The following is a 19747-nucleotide window of genomic DNA, read 5'->3' as shown; positions in this document are numbered from 1 at the left end:
GACGGGACCACCTCCGACGGCACCTCATCGGGCACCCCTGGGTAGGGTCGCCCGATGAGCGGATTCAGCTGGAAGCGCGTCATCGGGCTGTTCGCGGTCCACCGCGGGCAGGTCGCACTCGTGCTCGGCCTGGTCCTCACGACATCGCTGCTCGGCGTCGTCAATCCGCTGCTCATCCGCGTCGTGTTCGACGACGCCCTGTTCCCCGACACCGGCGGGCCCGACATCGGCCTCCTGTGGGTCCTCACCGTGGCGATGGTGGCGATCACCATCGCGTCGACCGGTCTGGGCGTGTGGCAGACGTGGGTGACCAACGTCCTCGGCCAACACGTCCTGCGTGACCTGCGTGACCGCGTGTACGCCCACCTCCACTCGTTGTCGCTGTCGTTCTATGCGACGTCGCGCACCGGTGACCTCCAGTCGCGGATAGCCAACGACGTCGGGGGCGTGCAGACCGCGGTGACGACGACGATGTCGTCGATCCTGTCCAACGGCGTCACCTTCCTCGCAGCGCTCGCGGCACTGACGATCCTCTCGTGGCAGCTGACGCTCATCTCCCTCGCGACCGTGCCGGTGTTCGTGGTGGCCACGCGCTGGGTGGGGCGGCGACGCCGCGAGCTGACAGGACGGTCCCAGGCCGCGATCGCCGAGATGAACGTCCTGACCAACGAGACGTTGTCGGTCTCGGGGTTCACGCTCGCCCGGCTGTTCGGCCGGTCGGACCGTGAGATCCGCCGGTTCGAGACACGCAACCGCGAGGTGGCCGACGTCGCCACCCGTCAACAGGTCATCGGCCAGGCGTTCTTCACGGTCATCCAGGCGTTCCTGGGTCTCTCCCCGGTGGCCGTGTATCTCGCCGCAGGGCTTCTCATCGACGGCGGCACGAACCTGACGGCGGGGACGATCGTCGCCGTCACCACGCTTCAGAACCGGCTGTTCTTCCCCGTGGCGCGGATGCTGGAGACCTTCGTCGAGCTCCAGTCCTCGCAGGCGATGTTCGTACGCGTCTTCGAGTACCTCGACACCGAACCCGACGTCGTCGAGCGCCCCGGCGCCACCGAGCTGCGGCGCGACGAGGTCCACGGCCGTCTGGCCTTCGAGAACGTGTCGTTCCACTACGAGACCCGCGAGGGCGAGCCGGTCCCGACGCTCGACGAGATCGACTTCGAGGCCCGACCGGGAGAACTCGTCGCGTTCGTCGGTGCGTCCGGCGCGGGCAAGTCGACGATCCTCAACCTCGTCCCGAGGCTCTACGACGTGACCGACGGCGCCATCACCATCGACGGGGTCGACCTGCGGGACCTCACATTCGCGTCGGTGGCCGACATCGTCGGCGTGGTCACCCAGGAGTCCTACCTCTTCGCCGACACGCTGCGGGCCAACATCGCCTACGCGCAACCCGACGCGTCCGACGCCGACGTGGAGAAGGCCGCGCGGGCCGCGGCGATTCACGACCGCATCGTCGAGTTCGACGACGGCTACGACACCGTCGTCGGCGAGCGGGGCTTCCGACTCTCGGGCGGTGAACGCCAACGCATCGCCATCGCCCGCGTCCTGTTGCACGACCCACGCATCCTCGTGCTCGACGAGGCGACCTCCGCGCTGGACACGGCCTCTGAGAGGCGCATCCAGGCGGCGCTGGCCGAACTGGTCGAGGGTCGCACGACTCTCGCCGTGGCGCACAGGCTGTCCACCATCCGTGCGGCCGACGTCATCCACGTCGTGGACGACGGCCGGATCGTCGAGTCCGGCTCACACGACGAGCTCGTCGAGGCCGGCGGGGCCTACCGCCGCCTCTACGACGAACAGTTCGGCGGCGGCACGATCGAGACCCACTGCGTCGACGGCGTGGTCATGACCGACGGCGACTTCCGGCCCCTGGTTGCGACGGGGGCCCGCCGCCTCGAACGGCACCGTCAGCGCCGGGAACCGGGAAGCGGCGCGGGACGACCTACTTCGTAGTGACCTCCCGGTGCCCGACTCTCTCCCGCCTCCGCAGTACTGCCGTCGTCCTCGCCGTCGTCCTCGCCGCCGTCGCCCTCGGTTGTGGAAGCGGCCCCGGCGAGGACATCGCGCTCAGTCCCCTCGCTGCGGAGGGACGCCAGATCGCCGCGGCACAGGGATGTGTGTCGTGTCATGGCCAGTCGGGCGAAGGCGGCGTCGGCCCGTCGTGGCGCGGCCTTGCCGGGTCAGAGGTATCTCTGTTGGACGGCACGACGGCGGCGGCGGATCCGGCGTACCTGAGGCGGGCCATCACCGAACCCGGCGCGGACATCGTCGAGGGGTACGCGGTCCGGATGCCTGAGAACGTGCTCACCGACGGGGAGGTGGACGCGGTGGTGGCCTACATCCTGGAGCTGAGATGAGAGGGCTGCGGATCATCGCCCCGGCCGTGGTTGCTCTCGGCCTCACAACGGTCGCCGCGTGCGGGGAATCCCGCTCGACCGGGGCCGCGCCACCCGATTCCGCCGCCGACTCGCCGACCACTGCCGACACCGGCGGACTCACCGGGTTCGTCCGGACGCCGGCACCCGTCGTCGGCGAACTCTCCCTGCCCGACGTGACCGCCCGAGCAGCGCCGTTCCCGTTCCGCGCGGACGAGGACGGGCTCCTACTCGTCTACTTCGGCTACACGTCGTGTCCCGACGTGTGCCCCACGACGCTCGCAGACATCCGCTACGCCCTGTCCCTGCTCGATGCGTCGCTGGCCGAGCGGGTCGAGGTGGCAATGGCGACCATCGACCCGGATCGGGACACGGATCGCGTCATCACCGACTACCTACGATCGTTCATTCCCGACGCGCATCCCCTGCGGACCACCGACGAGGCGGCACTGCGTGCCGCGGCCGACGGGTTCGGGGCCGACTACCAGGTCGCCACAACCGCCGACGGCGCCGTCGAGGTGCTCCACACCGGGTCGCTGTACGCCGTCGACGACGAGGGCCGACTGGTCGTGACCTGGCCGTTCGGCACCCGGGGAGCAGACCTCGCCACCGACATGGAGACACTCCTCGGTGACGTCACCTGACCGCCTCGGCAGCGGACCTCCGCGGTCGGGGCTCGCCGGACCGCCACGGCGTGTCCTACCCGCCGCGTTCGCGACCGTGATGGTCGCCGCGGTGGCACTCGTCGGCTGTAGCGGCGGCGGGGCCGACACGTTCGGCGTCGAGTCCGCCGCCGAGGACGCTGCGACGTTGTCCTACGTGATCCCCGAAGGGGCCGGTGAAGCCTTCGACCGCGGCGAGCCACTCGAGATCCTCCCTGCGGAGCTCGACATGTCGGTCGGCGACGTCATCGAGATCGTGAACGAGGACGACCGCGGCCATCTGATCGGCCCGTTCTTCGTCGGGGCGGGCGAGGTACTCCGTCAACGCTTCCGTTCGGCCGGGGAGTTCATCGGGATCTGCACGGTTCATCCGAGTGGTGAGATCGTCGTCACGGTCAGCTGAGATGTCCCGGTTCGCCGTGGCCGTGCTCATCGCCGGCGCGGCGCTCGTGGCGATCGGCGGGCCAGCAGCTGCGGACCCGGCCGGGCCGACCGACTACCGCTCGGAGATCGTCTCGGTCGAGCCGGCAGTCGAGGGGCTGGAGCTGAGGTTCATCGGCGGTGACAGCTTCCTCGAACTCACCAACCTGACGGGAGCCGAGGTCGTCGTCGTCGGCTACCGAGGCGAGCCCTACATGCGTTTCGGCGCCGACGGGACCGTCGAGGAGAACCGGCGTTCGCCGAGCATATACCTGAACGAGGACCGTTTCGGCGACCGCGAGCTCCCACCTGCTGCCGACCCTGATGCTGCGCCGGAGTGGCGCCGCGTCGCCTCTGACGGCCGCTACGCGTGGCACGATCACCGCACGCACTGGATGAACCCGGCCCGCCCCCCCGGAGCGGAACCGGGCGACACGATCCTCGAGGCGGTCGTCCCGCTCACGGTCGACGGCCGGGCCGTGGGCGTGACGGTCATTTCGACTCTTCTGTCAGGTCCTTCGATCGTTCCTCCGGTCCTGGGAGCAGTAACGGCCCTAGCCCTCGGGGCCTTGGCGGTGCTGGTGGGTGGTGGGCGGAGAGGCACCGTCACCACGGTGGCGGTGACCGCATCAGCCGCTCTCGTGGCCGGCGTGTGGGCCGTGCGCTCAGTGCCCCCCGAGACCAGTCCATCGCTGCTGCTCTGGGCCCTGCCCGCAACGGCCCTCGCAGCGGCCCTGGTGGCACTCACCATCGGGGGTCGAATGACGCCCAGCGTCAGTGCAGTGTTCGTCGCGCTGGCCGGGACAGAGCTCGCCCTGTGGAGCTGGACGCGCCGCGAGGCCCTCTCGAGAGCGATCATCCCATCGGACGCACCCCCGGGACTGGACCGGGCCGTCATAGCGGCGGCCGGCGTCGTGGGGGTGATCGCCATCGTCTCGGGGCTGCTGCGGACCGGCCGCTCCGTCACTGCCCGTCCTCCATCGACGCGTCCTCCATGGATCCATCGTCCATAGACCCGCCCTCCATCGACTGGCCACCGTCGTGGCCCGGCATCGCGGAGAGCTCCTCGCTGAAGGCGAACGGGACAGCGATCGTGTCACCGTCGATCACCAACTCGATCGTGATCTGACCTCCTGCGTCCGCTGCGAGATCGATCAACATGAGGTGCTTGCCTCCGGGTTCGAGGATCAGCTCACCGCCACCCGGGATCTCGAATCCCTCGGGCACTTCGACCATCCCCATCAGTCCGTCGTCATCGGTGACGGTCTCGTGCAACTGGACCTCCCCGGCTGCGCCCGAGGCAGCAGCGGACAGTCGGCCTGCCTCATCGCCGGTGTTCGTGATGACGAGGTACGCCGCGCCGAGTCCCTCGCCGGCACGGCGGTACCGGGCGTCGGTGACCACGAGCGCCGACCGTGACCCGTCCCCGTTCGTTGCGACTGTCGCCGTCGGCGTGGCGGTCGGGTCCGCCGAAGTCTCCGAGTCGTCGTCGCCACAGGCCGCGGCAAGCAGTGCCACGAGCACCAGTGGCACGAGAAATCGTCGCATCGGGGTCTTCCTCCTTCGACGGCGTCGGTCGCCGCACGACGAAGAGGTCGCCCGGACGCCGGGAGGAGTTCCCGGAGATCTAAGGACCTTCAGCCGGACGAGCCGGTCGCTCCCCTGGTCTCGTCGTCGAGAAGCGCCAGGAGGTCCTCTCGCGCTCGCGAGACTCGAGATCGAATGGTCCCGACGGCGCAACCGGCGACCGCAGCGGCTTCGGCGTAGGACAGGCCTACGAACTGTGTGAGTACGAACGCCTCCCGCCGTTCCGCCGAGATGCCTCGCAGGAGGTCCTCGACGACCTCCCACGAGCCGGAGACGACGGGCGTGTCCGGCGCCTCCCCCTCCGCCATCCGCCGGCGGCGACGGATACGGCTGCGGGTGGCGTCGGCGCACGTGTTGCGCGCGATGCGCAGGAGCCAGGCCCGGGCCGGACCGTCGTTGCGGAATCGCGGCAGTGACCGCAGCGCCCTCAGATACGTGTCCTGGACGAGGTCCTCGACCGTGTCGGGATCCCCGAGGTGGCGGCACAGCAGCCACACGGAACGCTGCGTCACACGGACGAACTCCTCGAGCGCGTGACGGTTCCCGTCGCGCGCCGCGAGCGCCAGCTCGGTTACACGATCCACGACATCGATTCTGCCCGGTCGGGAACCGGGCGCCACCGCCGAACGACCTTTCCCATATGGACTGTCCCGACGCACGTGCGCTCATCTCCGCGAGGGTCGACGGGGAGGTCGACTCCGCCGACGGCCTGCACCTCACCGAACACCTCGATTCGTGCGCGACCTGCCGCCATTTCGAGGAGCGGGTCCACGCTCTGCGCCGGGCAGCGGTGATGAACACCGTCGCCGAGATACCCGACCTCACGAGCGCGGTCCTGCGACGAGCGGGTGCTCCAGACGCGGGGCGCGGCGAATGGGTGCGGATTGCGCTCGGCTCGATCGCGGCCACCCTGGTGCTGCTCAACGTCCCACTGCTCGTGTCCGGTGACGAGGCGGGCGCGACCCCCCACGTGGGGCGTCATCTCGGGGCGTTCGGCATGGCCCTTGCCATCGGATTCGGCTACGCCGCGTTGCGCCCGGAACGCTCCATCGGACTCGTGCCGATGATGTCGGCGCTGGGCGTCACGTTCCTCGTGACCGGGGTGGTGGATGCCGCGACGGGAAGCTCGACGGTGCTGGACGAGACGACGCACATGCTGGAGCTCGCCGGGATCGTGGCCCTCTGGTGGCTGTCGGGGGGCCGCCACCGTCTCGGCGAGCGGGTCGGGAGGTTGCGCTCCACCCGTCACTCCGGACTGCGCCTCATCTCATGAGGCGCCGGGCGCCGGCCCTCGCTGGTCTCGCACCGGGGCGCTACCGCTCGAAGTTCTCCCAGTAACGGCTCGGTACGGGACCCACCTGGTCCTGGTACTTGGAGCCGACCGACTTCCCGCCGTAGGGCACGTCGGCGGGGGTGGTCATCTGCAGGAAGCTGATCTGGCCGATCTTCATCGTCGGGTACAGCGTGATCGGCAGGTTGGCGACGTTCGACAACTCGAGGGTGAGCTGGCCGTTCCAGCCGGCGTCCACGAAGCCCGCGGTGGAATGGATCAGCAGGCCGAGCCGCCCCAGGCTGGACTTCCCCTCGAGGCGGGCGACGAGATCGTCGGGCAGGCGGACACGTTCGAGCGTCGAGCCGAGCACGAACTCCCCGGGGTGGAGTATGAACGCCTCTTCCTCGGTGATCTCGACGGGTTCGGTGAGCGCCTCGAGGTTCTTCTTCACGTCGATCATGCCGAGCGTGTGGTTGCGGAAGACCCGGAAGTAGCGGTCGAGACGCAGGTCCACCGACGAGGGCTGCACGGCGTTGTCGCCGAGCGGGTCGATCTCGATACGCCCGGCGTCGAGGGACTCGCGGATGGTGCGGTCGGACAGGATCATGCGTCGTCACCGATCTCGTGGGCATGGGGAGCGGTGATCGGACCGTCGTAGTGCGCGAGGACGCACTCCCAGCCGTCGGCTCCACGGTTGAAGGTGGCGGTGAACCTGCCGGTCATCTCCACCGGGCCGATGGCGGCGATCTCCTCACACAGCAGATAACGGCCGTGGATCACACCGGTGTCGCCGACGATGCGGCAGGTCACCTCGGAGTAGGTGAGCTCACGGGTGCCCGAGGCACCACCGAGCGCCTCGGCCTCGCGACGGATCTCGTCGACGCCTTCGAGGCGGCGGCCGTCCACCCACAGGGCACAGACGTCGGCGGCGAAGTGCCCGAGCCCGGCGGTCGGCGCGCCGACGCCGATGGCGGCGTCGGCCTCCCACAACTCGCACAGCGAACGTTCTTCGGGCGTTGGTTCTCCCATCGGGCCGAGCCTATTGGGGCCGCGGCCGGGGGGACAGGCGACGACGGGTCACCCGAACGAAGGTGGCGCGAACACCTCGGCGACGGCATCGGCGAAGTACTCGAGAGGCGGGGTCGTCCGCTCCGGGTCGAAGGCCACCATGTCGTAGAGCCGGCAGAACTCCTCGGTGCGGCCGTAGTGCTCGTGGTCACGGAAGCCGTCGCGGGCGTTGCGGTCCAGGCCGATGTGGTGCCAGAAGTAGTAGCCCTGGAAGATCCCGTGGTGGCCGACCATCCAGTGGTTGGCCTCGGACACGACCGGCTTGAGGATGGCCGCGGCGACACCGGGATGGTCCAGAGGACCGAGCGTGTCACCGACGTCGTGCAGGAGAGCGCACACGACGTACTCGGTGTCGCGCCCGTCGGCCTCGGCGAGCGCTGCCGTCTGGAGACTGTGGGTGAGACGGTCGACCGCGAATCCGCCGAAGTCGCCGTCGAGGAGCCGCAGGTGGTCCATGATCCGGCCGGGGAGCCCGGCGACGAGCTGGGCGTGGTGCATCGTGATGATGTCCCAGTCCGCGGCGGTGGAGTCCTCCATCCGCGTGAAGCCGGCCCGGGGTTCGTGCACGTCGGTCATGGCCGGATGGTACGGGAACCGCGGGCGCGGCGTCGGCGCGCCCGCCGGTGGGGGATGATTGCACCGTGACTCCCCGACCCTGGCGACCGACCCGGCGCGCCTTCCTCGCCTCTTCCGTCGCCGCCACACTCGCGGCGGCGTGTTCGGGGGGCGACGACAGCGCCGGCCCGGCCCCGGACACCACGACGTCGTCCACGCAGGCGCCCGCTGATACGACGCCGACGCCTACGCCTTCCGCAGAGCCGATACCCGGGACCACGCCCGAACCCCTGGAGCCGGTCGACCTGCCCGGCGACCCGTTCACCCTCGGCGTCGCGTCCGGGGACCCGACGTCGACGTCGGTGATCCTGTGGACGCGGCTGGCGCCGACGCCTCTCGACGGCGGCGGCATGCCTGACGAGAACCTGGACGTCACCTGGGAGGTCGCGCTCGACGTCTCCTTCGTCGGTCTGGTTGCGAGCGGAAGAACTCCGGCGATCCCGGGCCTCGCCCACTCGGTCCACGTGGACGCCACCGGCCTCGCGGCCGACACCTGGTACTTCTACCGGTTCCGCATCGGCGAATGGACGAGCCCGGTGGGACGGTGCCGGACCCTCCCGGCCGTCGGGGCCACGGTGGAGTCCCTGCGGTTCGGCTTCTCGTCGTGTCAGAACTACGAGCACGGCTTCTACGCGGCGCACGCCAACCTCGCCCTCGAGGACCTCGATCTGTTCGTCTGGCTCGGGGACTACATCTACGAGGCCGCGCCGGGCCGCGATCCGATCCAGATCCCGGGCGGGGCGGCCCGCAGTCACACCGCCGGTGAGTGCTTCACGCTCGCCGACTACCGGAACCGCTACGCGCTCTACAAGACGGACCCGAACCTGCAGGCGAGCCACGCAGCCCGGCCGTGGATCGTCACCTGGGACGACCACGAGGTGGTCAACGACTACGCGGGACCGTTCGGCCCCGACGGCGCAACCGGGGCGGTCTTCGACGAGCGCCGTGCGGCGGGGTACCTCGCCTGGTACGAGCACATGCCGGTGCGGCTCGACCCGCCCGACGGCGTCGGCTGGGACATCCACCGCACCATCGACTGGGGTGACCTGGCGTCGTTGTTCATGCTGGACGGCCGCCAGTACCGCGATGATCAGCCGACCGACGGCGACCGTGTGTCCATCCCCGGGTTCGGCGACGCCCTGCCGATCACGACGATCGGCCCGACCGCCATGGACCCCGATCACTCGATGCTCGGAGCGGACCAGGAGGCGTGGCTGCTCGACGGGCTGCGCGCGGCCGGCCCTCGCTGGAAGGTGCTCGCCAACCAGGTGATGATGCACGGCGCCACCTTGCCGCTGGGCGACGAACCGGTCGTCGTGAACGACACCTGGGACGGCTACTTCGCGAACCGGCGCCGGATCCTCGAGACCATCGCGGCCGACGGGGTCGACGACGTCGTGGTCCTCACCGGCGACTTCCACTCGGCGACGGTCGGCGACGTGAAGCCCGATCCCTTCGACGCCGCTTCGCCGGTGGTCGCGACCGAGTTCATGGCTTCGTCGATCACGTCACGGTTCCCGCTCGGTGAGAACGTCGGGCTGATCGCACCTCTGCTGACCGCCTCGAACCCTCAGATCCGGTTCTTCGACGCTCGCAAGGGCTACTGCACCTGCGAGGTCACGCCCGATTCCTGGACGACGACGTACCGGGCGATCGCCGATGCGACGGTGCCGGACCAGCAGGCCGAGACGCTGAGCACCTGGCGGGTCGTGGCGGGGACGCCCGGCGCTCAACCGATCTGAGGCTCGACGCCCGCGACGTCCCGGTCGCTGGTCAGGACCCCAGCGTCGCCGGCGCTACCGCGAGGCCGAGGGCCATGGCTCCTGCGTGGAGGCGCCGATCCCACACCGCGACGACGAGATCCGACACTCCGAGCGCACGGGCACTCGCCAGGTGGATGGCGTCGGCTCCGCGCAGTGCAAGGCGGCGGGCCAGATCACCGGCGGCGCGCTCGACGTCGACGGTGAGCTCGACAGGTCTCGTCGCGGCCCAGTAGGTCTCCCATCCACGGAGCGCGGCGGCGTGGCTGCGGCTGTCGAGATCGTCGTTCCGCTCCGCCGCGGCGAGCGCCGCACAGACCTCCGGGTAGGCGATCCGACTGGACAGCGCCGCGTCGCACCCGTCCCACAGGGCCGCTGCGGTCTCGGTGCCGTCCTCCTCCACCACCAGCTTCACGAGCGCACTGGAGTCGAAATAGACCAGCGCCATCGGTCAGCCGCGCTGCTCGCTCACACGTGAGGCGACCGGACGCTTGGATCGAGGCCGTTTCGCTCCTGCCGCGGCCGGTCGGCCGGCCGCAGACGGTCGAGAGATCACTCCCTGCTCGGTCAACTGGTCGAGGGTCGACGAACGACCGATCCCGACGACGCGCGCGACGGGCGTACCCCTGTCGGTGACCACGATCTCGTCGCCCTGTTGCGCCCGCGCAAGCCATTCACTCAGATGGGCCCGGAACTCCGAAACGGCGACGTCCATGGCCGTAACGTACATCAGACAGAGGCTGTCCTGTACAACTACACCGTGGCGACGAGCGCGGAACATGGCGCGTCCCGCACGACCTTGGCCGCGGTCGAACCCAGCTTCATCCGGTCGACGCCGGTGAGACCCCGAGTACCCAGAACGACCAGGTCGACGGGAGCGTCCCGGAGCCGATCGAGGATCACCTTCGCCGGCCGTCCTTTCAGGTGGAGCTCGCTGGCTGCCACTCCCTCGTGGGCGAGGAGCCCGACGGCGGATCCTGTGGCCGCACCGGCGTCGACCGTTCCGTCGACCACGGCGAGAACCGTCGCTTCGACGTCCGGCGCAAGGGGCAGGCGTGCCATCGCGCGCACGGCCGACAACGAGTGCTCCGAGCCGTCGACGCAGATCAGTGCCGAACGCGCCGGTCGAGCCGAGCGGATCACGGCGACGGGAGCGGCCGGCTGATGCATCAGCCACTCCGAGGTGCTCCCTTTCCAGATGGCTCGCAGATGGCCGAGTCCCCGCGACCCGACGACGATCAGCGCCGCGTCACGATGCTCGGCGAGCAGTACCCGCGGGTCCCCCGTCGCGACGAGGAAGGACAACGACGCGATGTCGGCCGGCGCGGTGGGCGAGCGGTCCCACGGCGGCGTCCACTCTCTGGGTCGGGGCGGAGCGTGCTCGGCGGGATCCGGCGTCGTCCCGGTGACGGCCTCGATGCGCCAACCGGGCCAGTGGTGATTGTTGATCCAGAGCCAGGCGACGTCGGCCTCGGGTGACCCGTCGTCGCCGAAGACCAGTAGAGGCGCTTCGGTGCTCATCGATTCGCCCTTTCGGCGTCGGCGTCGTCGGCCCGCAGGCTTGCGAAGATGGTCACGGCGAGGACGCCCGCGATGACCCCGAGGCTCACGGCAGTCGGGAAGTGGTACCACTCCACGATGATCATCTTGACACCGACGAAGGCGAGGATGACCCCGAGACCGCGGTTGAGGTAGCGGAACCGCCCAGCCATGCCGGCGAGCAGGAAATACAGGGCACGCAGACCGAGGATCGCGAACGCGTTGGAGGCGAACACGATGAACGGCTCGCGTGACACCGCGAGGATGGCGGGGATCGAGTCGACGGCGAAGACGACGTCGGTGGTCTCGATCAGCACGAGTACGGCGAACAGCGGCGTGGCGAGTAGCCGTCCCGTTCGGCGCGTGAACAGCTTCTGGCCGTCGAACTCGGTCGTGGAGGGCACGACGCGCTGCACGACCCGCAGTACGGGGTTGGACTCGGGATGGACCTCGGTCCCGTGGCTCCGGGAGATCTTGAACGCCGTGAACAGCAGGAACCCCCCGAACACGTAGAGGATCCAGTCGAAGGTCTCGAGCAGCGTCACCCCGGCGAAGATGAACAGAGCGCGCAGGACGAGCGCTCCGAAGATTCCCCAGAACAGGACGCGGAACTGGTAGCGGTTGGGCACCGCGAAGTAGTTGAAGATCACCGCCCAGACGAACACGTTGTCCACCGAGAGGCTCTTCTCGATCAGGTAGCCGGCGAGGTACTCACCGGAAGCGGCACCGCCCTGCCACCACGCCAGCACTCCTACGAAGCTCAGGCCGATCGCGATCCACACCGCCGACTCGATCGCGGCGGCGCGAAACGAGATCTCGTGGGGTGTGCGGTGGACGAGGAGCAGGTCGCCGACGAGCAGCACCACGATTGCTCCGACAAGCGCTCCCCAGCCCCACAACGGGACGTCGAGGTCCACGAACTCCTCGGCCGACGGGCCGGTTGCCGCAACGATTCCTCCGATTGCCGTCATCGGAGCCGCGTGACGCAGCGACGTCTCACAGGGACGGCAGCATGCTCACGGGTGGGCCACAGTCGTCCCCGGCGTGGGCCGGGTGAGTATGGGTCGAGCACGCTTCCATGAACTCAGTGTCGCAACGAACGGGGCTCCCTGAAACGCGGAAGCTACGCTGGCTGCTCACTGCGGGTGTAGTTCAATGGTAGAACATCAGCTTCCCAAGCTGAGAACGCGAGTTCGATTCTCGTCACCCGCTCTCTGTAACATCGCAGGTCAGAAGGCCTATTGGCCTGGTTGAGCGTGGTGCGACGGAGGCGTTTGTGCCTAGAGTGCGCCTAGAACGTCGGTCGAGAGTAGGCGCGCATGGGCACGAGCAGGCCTTTCGGCAACATCCGTAAGCTCCCGTCTGGGCGCTATCAGGCACGGTATTCGCATCTCGGGAACCAGGTGCCCGCCGATACGACTTTCGCGACCAAAGCCGAAGCGCGTGCGTGGCTGGCTTCAGTAGAGACCGATCTGGTGGCGGGCCGCCATGTCGACCCATCGAGTGGGCGGGAACGTTTCGGCGATTTCGCCACTCGCTGGCTCGAGGGCCGCGAGCTTCGTCCGCGTACCCGCGATACCTATGCCTCTCAGCTCTCCCACATCGTGGCGGACTTCGAGTCGGTCGAGTTGCGCAGCATCACGCCATCGGCGGTGCGGGCATGGCACGGCCGCCTGTCACAGTCCGGGCTGCACCCCAATACGGTCGCCAAGGTGTACCGACTGTTCCGCACGATGCTCGACACCGCCGTAGACGACGGGGTCATCCGCGTGAATCCGGTCCACATCAAAGGCGCCGCCTCGGAACGCTCAACCGAACGGCCACCCCTGGGCTGGGACGACATCGAAGCCATCGCGGACGCGATCCTCCCCCGGTTCGCCGCGCTGGTGTGGGTCGCCGCCACCTCAGGGTTGCGTTTCGGCGAGCTGACCGGGCTCACCCGCCGCCACGTCGACATCGACGCCCGGACGCTGCGCGTCGATCAGGCGTTGACATTCATCCGCGGACAGGGCGCGACTCTTGGTCCGCCGAAGTCCGCCGCGGCGCATCGCAGCGTCGTGATCCCCACCGCTGTAGCCGCCATGGTCGACGAGCACCTGAGCGCCTTCGTGAGTGACGGCCCTGATGCGCTCGTGTTCACCTCGCTCAAGGACGGCCCGCTGCTCAACGGCTACTTCGCACCGCACTGGAAACGCGCTCTGCGACAAGCCTGCATCGACGAGGCCACCCGTTTCCATGACCTGCGCCACCTGGCCGGGACCTCAGCGGCTACCGCCGGAGCGTCGCTACGCGAGATCATGGCGAGAATGGGCCACGCCTCCTCGGACGCGTCGCTGCGCTACCTGCAAGCCTCGCAGCGCCGAGACGTCGAGATCGCAGACCGCATCGAGCAGCGAATGAACAGCGACCGTCCCGCCCGCCGCTAGGCCGACGGAGACCCGGTGATGCGCCGCTAGGTGCGCCGGACGTCGATGTGGGAAGCGAAGGCCGGCGGCGACATCGGCCTCTAGCTGAGTTCCTCAGGGAGTTCTGGGGTCCATCCCGCGCTCAAGGCGGTTCACGCAGGGCGGGCAGTCGCAAGTGCCCGTAGCGAAGTCCCGCGAGTAGTGGATGAGCCCGTGAAGTGCGACCCCGTCACTGTCGAAGCGGTCCAACAAGATGTCGAGGTACTCGCGGTCTCTGGCGCCGTAGTATCGCCAGAGTGCATAGCTCACCAGGTCAGCGCCTTGGATCAGCCGAGATGCCTGAGAATCTGCAAATAGCGGGATGTCCGCGAGGTGATGCAGCTGGCCGACGCGCCCAGCGGATTCGCGCCAGTCCCTCGTCCATTCCTGGATCGCTCGCTCCTCGGTCCACACACGCTTGCCTCCTCCCACGACTCGCTGGTCGTGGATGACGAGGCCACGCTGGCGGGCAGGGGCGCTGTTCACCCTGGACAACATCGCATCGAACTTGTTGAGCACGAGTTCGTAGGCCAGCCGCTCCCGCTCTCGGCGATCGCTGACCTTCGCCGCGTCCACGACGGCTCCGAAGAACGCCAGTGGGAACTTCGCCCACCGCACCTGATATCTGCCCAGGGTGACCAGCGCTCCGTGCAACACGTCGAGCCTCGTGTTGTAGTCGACCTTCGCCCAGTCCCGTTTTCCGTTCTTGATGTCCGTCGCGTGGAGCTCGAGGTTGAGTGCGTTCAGCGAATGAGGCGGACCGGATATCCGGCCTTGGAGGAACGACTCGAGTTTCCGTTGAAGGTGGAGCGCGTCGTCTTCGTGGACGGCGAGGCCGCCCACGATCAGCGCTGGGCTCCCGCCGTGCGTGCCCGACTCATCCAGGAACAGAAGATACAGAGACCCAAGGCTACCCGAACGCGGCGAACGCCGCCCGAAGGCGGCGTTCGCTCTCAGATCATTACTGGTAGCGCAGGGACCCTCAGCTCAAGCACCGCGACGCAGTCTTGGTGGGGTCCTTGTCGGGAACCGGCATGCAGTCCTCTCTACGCCGACTACGAATATATCAGCTCGCGCGCGCACAAGCAATCCCCTTCACCCGTTGCCGCATGTCCGCCAGTGAAGGACTCTGGGACGCCAGGCCTACCTGGGACCGCGTCGAGCCATCAGATGGACGGCAGAGACGATGGCGCGCCCACCCGGCGGTGGCTATCGACTTCCAGGACTTCGGAGAGCCGCCCGGCGACTTCCTCGCCGTCTGCGACGAGGATCGGCCGGAACCAGGCTGAACCGCGGGTCACCTGTTAGGAGTGGCGGCCTTCGAGAGAGACCCATCGACGAGCCCGCGACCAGCTTGTGGGTGCAATAGCGCGGGCCAACACGCTGGGGCGAGCCTTGTTCGGCGATGCCGATGCCGCCAACTGAAGGAGCCTCGAGGACCGGCATTTTCATCAGTCTGGGGCAGGCGGGTCCCGGTGGGCGGCTACGAGCGCGTCGAGGTCTCGGCGGCTGACGAATACCCGGCCGCCGATCTTGACCTTGGGCAGGGTCCGCATGTCCAGGAGGCGGCGGATGAATCGCTGACCGAACGCGGGGGCGTATTGGGCGGCCTCGGGGATGGTCAACAGGTCAGCGGCTGATGGCGTTTCGCTGTCGGCGGTGTTGGTCATGGTCGCTCCTTGGGGGTTGGTGGCCTGCCGAGACGGGTGCGAGGGCGGTAACCCTGAGGCTCCCGTGGACAAGCGTGGTTTGTAGCGAGACCAGGAGCGTATGGACGGTCCCCTGTGGACGAAAAGGGCAGATCCTTGAATTCGATGTGGAATTCGTTGTGGAAATCCCCGCGGCTATCCACAGCCAACCTGGGGATAACGGCCAACCCGTCGGCGCGGTCAGGGAGCTGAGAGCAAGTCGAGCGGATCACAATCGAGTTGGTCGGCGAGGCGCTCGACCGAACGCAGCGACAGGTTCCGTTCGCCTCGTTCGACGCTGCCGATGTAGGTGCGGTGCACCCCCAAGAACTCCGCGAACGCCTCCTGAGACAGGCCCCGGTCACGGCGGACGCGTCGCAGGTTCTCGCCGAGACGGCGTTGCAGTTCTCCTTCGGCCACACGACGACGCTCAAGGATCGCTACCTATCTGTCGACATACTTATACGTAGCATTCACGGTGGGAGGCCCCTGACATGACCGACAACCAACCTGAACCCCTCGAAACCGGCCGTGCCCGCTCTCGGCGGCGGCCGACGCCTGGTGTCATGACCGTGGCCGTGTGGCTCGCCTGTCTGGTGGTCCTGGCATCGTGCAGCGCACGGGCGGTCCGCTCCAGTGACGGGGAGTTCGCCGCTGACGTCGGTGACTGGATCGATCCGGTGAGCTGCTCGACCGCTCTTCCTGCTGGGGAACCAGCGGGCTGGGAAGCGTGGTCAGCGCCGTGTTTCGTGACCGACACCTTGTTGATCGCCGCTCAGGGCCTCGAATGCGCAACAGGACGACGGCTCTTCGTCAGCGGATACGGATGGGGATTCGACGGCGACGCCGTGACCGCATTCGACACACCTCGACTCGAGCCCCTCGATCGAGTCCCAACCTCGGCGCTACGGGAGTGTGCAGGCGAACAGCCCAGCGTGTTCGCTGACGTCAATACCGAACTCGTCCCACCTGGGCGGTGAACCCACTGTCCCGACGCCTCCGACGCCGAGAGGCTCTGGTCGCCCCGAGCGCCGACGCCGATCCCGAAGGGACCTGTCATGATTGAGCACGAATGGGAATCTGGACCGTGGACCGGCATCTCAGTGCCCGTCGTCGAACGCGACGGCACAACCGACGGGCTCCGCATCTTCGTACTGCTGCACGATCACCAGGTCGTGCGGGCCACCCTCGACGTCCCCATGGGCGACCTCGACTGGGCCAACTGGGCCACCGGCACCGAAGCGGCCATGGTCTGCCACATGATCGGCGAACACGGCAGCCTCGATCGATTCCCGAGGTCTTGACCAGGCGCAGGTGGCCCCAACCCCGAGCGGACCGGCCGCTGGCGCGAGGGGACCGTCGGATCCCAAGTGCGGCGGACCTGGGTTGCGCCACCTCGACGAGAGCGGCCCTCCGCGCTGTGCGTGGAGGGCCGCCGGAACGAGACGAGATATCGGTGTCGGCTAGGGCTGAGAGACGACGCCAGCGGAGGCTGCGCCTGTCGATGCGCTCAGCGACAGGTTCGTCGCGTGTGAGTATCTCCCATGCTACTCAAGGACGCCATCGCTGGTCGGTGTCGAAACTCTGTGGCGACATGCGGGCTGATCCGAAAACTCGCGCTTTCCGAGTCGACGGCGAGTGCGCGACGCACCGAGACGGTCGAGTGTTCGAGTCCCCTAGGGCGGACCGTGAGGGACAGCTTTCACACCCTTGTGACCTGCTCTCCGCCTGGGGAACGGCCCTCAACGGTGTCCTCGACGCGATCGGGCGGGTTGAGGCCGGTCCGGAGCGCCCACGTCCGAGACAACTAAGGGCGGTCCGCCGGAACCACAGGCTCGACTCGGCAGCCGTCGACAGACTCATCGATGACCATGCGGCTGGAGCCTCGATCAACGAGCTTGCCGCACGGTACGAGGTGCACCGGACGACCGTCTTGAATCATCTGCGACGGCGAGGTGACGGGATTCGGCCAACCGATGCCTGACAGCCTGCACGTCGGGTGTCACCTCCACCCGCGGCAGACCGTTCCTACCGCAGAGCCGACGGCACCGCTGGGAAGACGAGGCCGGATTCGCAGACATCAGGCACGGCGAGTCGCACCTGAAGAAGTATGGCTTCACCGGAGAACATGATCCGTACATGTGCTACTGACTCACCGGGTAGCTCCTTGATTGCCTCGACGCTCGCAAGGTCCGAGTCGACCAACGTCCAGCCACCATCCCGGAGAATGGTAGCTGCGCTCTCGGGAGTTAGGTCAAGCGTCGCGAATGCCTCGACGCGCGGGACGTCGTTTTCGTCTGATGGCCCCGGGCAACCGACCACGAAGACGGAGTCAGCCGGAAATAGACCAAGCAGCTCCCCAGAACCTGCCTCAGAAGCCACAGCATCGCGCCACTCCGACTTATCGAAATTGCCAGCTTGCCTGCTGGTAGAAGAACATCCCAGCAACAGGGCCATCAAGACTGAAGCGCCTATAGCAAGTACAAGAATGTTACGCTCCACGGCTCTCCTACCCTGGATTGATCGTGCAAATCGAATCCGGTTGGCTTTCCCGGGGTACATTATCGTCAACAATGAAGCAACCATTTCCGGCTATTATATTTGCATACGCGATGCTCTGGTAGGCGGATAGCGCGTCATAGCGCGCCAGGTTGGTCGGATAGTCAAGTGCTAGCTGTATGCCAGCTTCGTTGTTGAATGTATCCATCGTCCAATCGAAGGGCGTCTGTTCAGGATTTGACAGCTCATGGAACATCAGCAGACTTCGCGCAGTAGCTTCGCCATATGTCGCGGTCAGTGTCGCTGCCCATAGCTGATGTTGAAACGCGTTACCTGCGACGTCATCGTGACCATCGTACTCGGGGAATATCGCCTCGTTATATCCCTTCGCCAGCTCGCCGAGAAGCGCTGCGTCAGCACAAGTTGAAAAGCTGTACACCGCCGGGCACAAGAGCTCTTCCGCTGAAGGTCCACTCCGGTCCTCACCACCGCCGAGCTTGGACGCAGGAGGGTTCGGGTAGCCATGGATCCACGCCTCCGCGGCGATGTCGGCCAAGACGGCCGACCGAGACGCGTCAAGAACGAGCGGCTCGTCAGGCGCCTCAAGGCCAATTGCGGTGACATGCGCAACCAAGACTAGCTCGTCCAAGTCAACGAACTGTGACTCCCCGGGCGCCTGCGGCCGCACATTCGGGTCGCTGATCAGTGTGTGGTCGGCGAGGCGGCCTGGTGTTTCTTTGGGTACCGGTGTCGGCTTGGCGGAGGTGATGTGGCCGGTGAGGTTTTGTTGCATGGCGGTCTTGGTGAGGGGGCCCACTATGCCGTCTGCGGTGAGGCCGCTTGCGTGTTGGAAGGCTTTGGTCGCGGCGACTGTCTTGGGTCCGAAATCGCCGTCGGGTGTGCCGGGGCTGAACCCTGCCTGGGCGAGGGCCTTCTGCCAGTTGGTGACCGCGGCGCCAGTGGAGCCTTGTTGGAGGTTGCTCGATCCGAACCCGTCGCGGCCCCCCGGGAGCACGCTGTTGGTGGTCCGTTGGCACGTCTCGATCGAGCTACAGGTCGCCGTAGGCCTTGCCTGTTGGTTGGCTAGATACTCGGCGTGGTTGCGTTCGCATTGAGCGAAGTCGCCGCCCTGGGAAAGACAGACGCTCATCTCTTGAGGGAGGCGTCCGGTGGGGTCCCAGTGTTTGTTGGGGTTGGCTTCGCCGTAGAGGTTCCGGTTCCCCGATTTCGGGTTGCCGGCGGTGCCTGCGTAGGTGTCGCGGCTTGAGAAGGTGCCTGAGTCGGGGTCATACCAGCGTGCGCCCATCCACACGTCGCCGGTGTCGGGGTCGGTGTAGTCGCCCTGGAAACCGGCGTCGGGGGTGTCACCGGCCGAAGTCAACGGCGCGCCCCACGGGTCGGTGAGGTTGTGGGCGTCGGTGGTCCCGTCGGTCGGGTTGGTGATGCGTTGCAGGTCGCCGTGGCGGTTCAACGTCGCGACCTTCGCCGACGACGACGGCGTGTCGAGCGCGAAGATCGACCCTGACGGTGTCAACGTGTAGATGCTGTTGCCGTCGGTGGTCGGGTTGATCGACGCGCCGTTGAACTCGAAACCGCTGGTCGAGCCGTTGCGGGCCGCGATGCGGTCGAGGCTGTCGTAGGTGTAGGTGACCGCGGTGCCTTCGTTAGCGGCGGTCATCCGACCCAACCCGTCGAACGCGTACAGCGAGGTGGTGGATCCGTCGTCGATTTCGGTGAGTGTTCCACGCGGCGTCCAGGTGTAGTCGCCTTCGGGTCCGGTGATCAGCCGGTTGCGTTCATCGTAGGTG

At 67.6% G+C, this 19747-nt stretch carries 24 protein-coding genes and 1 tRNA gene; 11 read left to right on the top strand and 14 right to left on the bottom strand.

Going from position 1 to position 19747, the window contains the following annotated elements; genetic code table 11:
- Window positions 1–54: 54 nt before the first annotated feature.
- Genes RIE08_02700 through RIE08_02680 form a run of 5 tightly spaced genes read left to right on the top strand, consistent with a single transcriptional unit; the run spans window position 55 to window position 4479 of the window.
- Complete coding sequence (locus RIE08_02700; protein ID MEQ8716496.1) at window positions 55–1962, top strand: ABC transporter ATP-binding protein; 1908 nt, start codon at window positions 55–57, stop codon at window positions 1960–1962.
- A complete protein-coding gene (locus tag RIE08_02695; protein ID MEQ8716495.1) occupies window positions 1962–2366 on the top strand; it encodes a cytochrome c in 405 nt (134 codons plus the stop codon). Before RIE08_02700 ends, RIE08_02695 begins: the two co-directional genes overlap by 1 nt.
- Window positions 2363–3028 carry an SCO family protein gene (locus RIE08_02690; GenBank protein ID MEQ8716494.1) on the top strand — a complete coding sequence of 222 codons (666 nt, stop codon included), beginning with the start codon at window positions 2363–2365 and terminating at the stop codon, window positions 3026–3028. Before RIE08_02695 ends, RIE08_02690 begins: the two co-directional genes overlap by 4 nt.
- Window positions 3015–3449, top strand: a complete 435-nt coding sequence (locus tag RIE08_02685) for a hypothetical protein (GenBank protein MEQ8716493.1) — start codon at window positions 3015–3017, stop codon at window positions 3447–3449. The genes RIE08_02690 and RIE08_02685 overlap by 14 nt, the downstream gene beginning before the upstream one ends.
- A gap of 1 nt (window position 3450) precedes the next feature.
- Window positions 3451–4479 (top strand): hypothetical protein, encoded by a 1029-nt coding sequence (locus RIE08_02680; GenBank protein ID MEQ8716492.1) that lies wholly within the window; start codon window positions 3451–3453, stop codon window positions 4477–4479.
- On the opposite strand, the gene RIE08_02675 is transcribed toward RIE08_02680, so the two are convergent.
- Both RIE08_02675 and RIE08_02670 read right to left on the bottom strand, forming a co-directional pair.
- Window positions 4430–5014, bottom strand: a complete 585-nt coding sequence (locus tag RIE08_02675; GenBank protein MEQ8716491.1) for a copper chaperone PCu(A)C — start codon at window positions 5012–5014, stop codon at window positions 4430–4432. The genes RIE08_02680 and RIE08_02675 overlap by 50 nt on opposite strands.
- 89 nt (window positions 5015–5103) lie before the next feature.
- Window positions 5104–5637 (bottom strand): sigma-70 family RNA polymerase sigma factor, encoded by a 534-nt coding sequence (locus RIE08_02670; GenBank protein ID MEQ8716490.1) that lies wholly within the window; start codon window positions 5635–5637, stop codon window positions 5104–5106.
- Window positions 5638–5693: 56 nt separating this feature from the next.
- Here RIE08_02670 and RIE08_02665 point away from each other — a divergent pair, with 56 nt between their 5' ends.
- Entirely contained in the window at window positions 5694–6326 is a 633-nt protein-coding gene (locus tag RIE08_02665; protein ID MEQ8716489.1) for a zf-HC2 domain-containing protein, read from the top strand.
- Window positions 6327–6366: 40 nt separating this feature from the next.
- Here the strand turns inward: RIE08_02665 and dcd are convergent, their stop codons facing one another.
- The 3 genes from dcd to RIE08_02650 are packed head-to-tail and all read right to left on the bottom strand — an operon-like array spanning window position 6367 to window position 7970.
- Window positions 6367–6933 (bottom strand): dCTP deaminase, encoded by a 567-nt coding sequence (dcd, locus tag RIE08_02660; protein MEQ8716488.1) that lies wholly within the window; start codon window positions 6931–6933, stop codon window positions 6367–6369.
- Complete coding sequence (locus RIE08_02655; GenBank protein MEQ8716487.1) at window positions 6930–7355, bottom strand: DUF4440 domain-containing protein; 426 nt, start codon at window positions 7353–7355, stop codon at window positions 6930–6932. Before RIE08_02655 ends, dcd begins: the two co-directional genes overlap by 4 nt.
- A 48-nt stretch (window positions 7356–7403) precedes the next feature.
- Window positions 7404–7970, bottom strand: a complete 567-nt coding sequence (locus tag RIE08_02650) for a phosphohydrolase (GenBank protein MEQ8716486.1) — start codon at window positions 7968–7970, stop codon at window positions 7404–7406.
- Window positions 7971–8035: 65 nt separating this feature from the next.
- Here RIE08_02650 and RIE08_02645 point away from each other — a divergent pair, with 65 nt between their 5' ends.
- On the top strand, window positions 8036–9751 hold the full coding sequence (locus RIE08_02645) for an alkaline phosphatase D family protein (protein MEQ8716485.1): 1716 nt from the start codon (window positions 8036–8038) through the stop codon (window positions 9749–9751).
- A 31-nt stretch (window positions 9752–9782) separates the two neighbouring features.
- On the opposite strand, the gene RIE08_02640 is transcribed toward RIE08_02645, so the two are convergent.
- Genes RIE08_02640 through RIE08_02625 form a run of 4 tightly spaced genes read right to left on the bottom strand, consistent with a single transcriptional unit; the run spans window position 9783 to window position 12279 of the window.
- Window positions 9783–10217 (bottom strand): type II toxin-antitoxin system VapC family toxin, encoded by a 435-nt coding sequence (locus RIE08_02640; protein MEQ8716484.1) that lies wholly within the window; start codon window positions 10215–10217, stop codon window positions 9783–9785.
- A 3-nt stretch (window positions 10218–10220) separates the two neighbouring features.
- Window positions 10221–10484, bottom strand: coding sequence for a type II toxin-antitoxin system prevent-host-death family antitoxin (locus RIE08_02635; GenBank protein MEQ8716483.1), 264 nt, complete (start codon window positions 10482–10484; stop codon window positions 10221–10223).
- A 38-nt stretch (window positions 10485–10522) separates the two neighbouring features.
- Window positions 10523–11290 (bottom strand): universal stress protein, encoded by a 768-nt coding sequence (locus RIE08_02630; GenBank protein MEQ8716482.1) that lies wholly within the window; start codon window positions 11288–11290, stop codon window positions 10523–10525.
- On the bottom strand, window positions 11287–12279 hold the full coding sequence (locus RIE08_02625) for a TerC family protein (protein MEQ8716481.1): 993 nt from the start codon (window positions 12277–12279) through the stop codon (window positions 11287–11289). The genes RIE08_02630 and RIE08_02625 overlap by 4 nt, the downstream gene beginning before the upstream one ends.
- 170 nt (window positions 12280–12449) lie before the next feature.
- Between RIE08_02625 and RIE08_02620 the strand changes: the two genes are divergently transcribed.
- A tRNA-Gly gene (locus tag RIE08_02620) sits at window positions 12450–12520 on the top strand.
- Between the two features lie 107 nt (window positions 12521–12627).
- Window positions 12628–13734, top strand: coding sequence for a tyrosine-type recombinase/integrase (locus tag RIE08_02615; GenBank protein ID MEQ8716480.1), 1107 nt, complete (start codon window positions 12628–12630; stop codon window positions 13732–13734).
- Between the two features lie 93 nt (window positions 13735–13827).
- Here RIE08_02615 and RIE08_02610 read toward each other — a convergent pair whose 3' ends face one another.
- The 3 genes from RIE08_02610 to RIE08_02600 all read right to left on the bottom strand — a co-directional run bounded on the left by RIE08_02610 (window position 13828) and on the right by RIE08_02600 (window position 15860).
- Entirely contained in the window at window positions 13828–14637 is an 810-nt protein-coding gene (locus RIE08_02610; protein MEQ8716479.1) for a DUF3800 domain-containing protein, read from the bottom strand.
- 566 nt (window positions 14638–15203) lie between these two features.
- Window positions 15204–15422: a helix-turn-helix domain-containing protein gene (locus tag RIE08_02605; protein MEQ8716478.1), complete on the bottom strand. Its 219-nt coding sequence runs from the start codon at window positions 15420–15422 to the stop codon at window positions 15204–15206.
- A gap of 219 nt (window positions 15423–15641) precedes the next feature.
- A complete protein-coding gene (locus RIE08_02600) occupies window positions 15642–15860 on the bottom strand; it encodes a helix-turn-helix transcriptional regulator (GenBank protein ID MEQ8716477.1) in 219 nt (72 codons plus the stop codon).
- A gap of 74 nt (window positions 15861–15934) precedes the next feature.
- Between RIE08_02600 and RIE08_02595 the strand changes: the two genes are divergently transcribed.
- Window positions 15935–16420 carry a hypothetical protein gene (locus tag RIE08_02595; GenBank protein MEQ8716476.1) on the top strand — a complete coding sequence of 162 codons (486 nt, stop codon included), beginning with the start codon at window positions 15935–15937 and terminating at the stop codon, window positions 16418–16420.
- Window positions 16421–16498: 78 nt separating this feature from the next.
- A complete protein-coding gene (locus RIE08_02590) occupies window positions 16499–16744 on the top strand; it encodes a hypothetical protein (protein MEQ8716475.1) in 246 nt (81 codons plus the stop codon).
- 724 nt (window positions 16745–17468) lie between these two features.
- On the opposite strand, the gene RIE08_02585 is transcribed toward RIE08_02590, so the two are convergent.
- The gene (locus tag RIE08_02585; protein ID MEQ8716474.1) at window positions 17469–17942 is read right to left on the bottom strand and encodes a hypothetical protein; all 474 of its coding nucleotides are present in this window, start codon (window positions 17940–17942) and stop codon (window positions 17469–17471) included.
- Window positions 17943–17949: 7 nt separating this feature from the next.
- On the bottom strand, window positions 17950–19747 hold a 1798-nt coding region (locus RIE08_02580; protein ID MEQ8716473.1), incomplete at its 5' end, for a peptidoglycan-binding protein.

This window comes from Acidimicrobiales bacterium (assembly GCA_040219085.1).
Taxonomy (GTDB): Bacteria; Actinomycetota; Acidimicrobiia; order Acidimicrobiales; family JAVJTC01; genus JAVJTC01.
Note: the sequence above shows the minus strand (reverse complement) of the source record. Positions and strands in the feature narration are given on the sequence as shown.

Bases quoted from the DNA above. Each gene is read 5' to 3' on its own strand.
- RIE08_02700 (MEQ8716496.1), top strand. From the start codon at position 55: ATGAGCGGATTCAGCTGGAAGCGCGTCATCGGGCTGTTCGCGGTCCAC.
- RIE08_02690 (MEQ8716494.1), top strand. From the start codon at position 2,363: ATGAGAGGGCTGCGGATCATCGCCCCGGCCGTGGTTGCTCTCGGCCTC.
- RIE08_02680 (MEQ8716492.1), top strand. From the start codon at position 3,451: ATGTCCCGGTTCGCCGTGGCCGTGCTCATCGCCGGCGCGGCGCTCGTG.
- RIE08_02675 (MEQ8716491.1), bottom strand. From the start codon at position 5,014: ATGCGACGATTTCTCGTGCCACTGGTGCTCGTGGCACTGCTTGCCGCG.
- RIE08_02665 (MEQ8716489.1), top strand. From the start codon at position 5,694: ATGGACTGTCCCGACGCACGTGCGCTCATCTCCGCGAGGGTCGACGGG.
- dcd (MEQ8716488.1), bottom strand. From the start codon at position 6,933: ATGATCCTGTCCGACCGCACCATCCGCGAGTCCCTCGACGCCGGGCGT.
- RIE08_02655 (MEQ8716487.1), bottom strand. From the start codon at position 7,355: ATGGGAGAACCAACGCCCGAAGAACGTTCGCTGTGCGAGTTGTGGGAG.
- RIE08_02650 (MEQ8716486.1), bottom strand. From the start codon at position 7,970: ATGACCGACGTGCACGAACCCCGGGCCGGCTTCACGCGGATGGAGGAC.
- RIE08_02640 (MEQ8716484.1), bottom strand. From the start codon at position 10,217: ATGGCGCTGGTCTATTTCGACTCCAGTGCGCTCGTGAAGCTGGTGGTG.
- RIE08_02635 (MEQ8716483.1), bottom strand. From the start codon at position 10,484: ATGGACGTCGCCGTTTCGGAGTTCCGGGCCCATCTGAGTGAATGGCTT.
- RIE08_02630 (MEQ8716482.1), bottom strand. From the start codon at position 11,290: ATGAGCACCGAAGCGCCTCTACTGGTCTTCGGCGACGACGGGTCACCC.
- RIE08_02625 (MEQ8716481.1), bottom strand. From the start codon at position 12,279: ATGACGGCAATCGGAGGAATCGTTGCGGCAACCGGCCCGTCGGCCGAG.
- RIE08_02615 (MEQ8716480.1), top strand. From the start codon at position 12,628: ATGGGCACGAGCAGGCCTTTCGGCAACATCCGTAAGCTCCCGTCTGGG.
- RIE08_02605 (MEQ8716478.1), bottom strand. From the start codon at position 15,422: ATGACCAACACCGCCGACAGCGAAACGCCATCAGCCGCTGACCTGTTG.
- RIE08_02595 (MEQ8716476.1), top strand. From the start codon at position 15,935: ATGACCGACAACCAACCTGAACCCCTCGAAACCGGCCGTGCCCGCTCT.
- RIE08_02590 (MEQ8716475.1), top strand. From the start codon at position 16,499: ATGATTGAGCACGAATGGGAATCTGGACCGTGGACCGGCATCTCAGTG.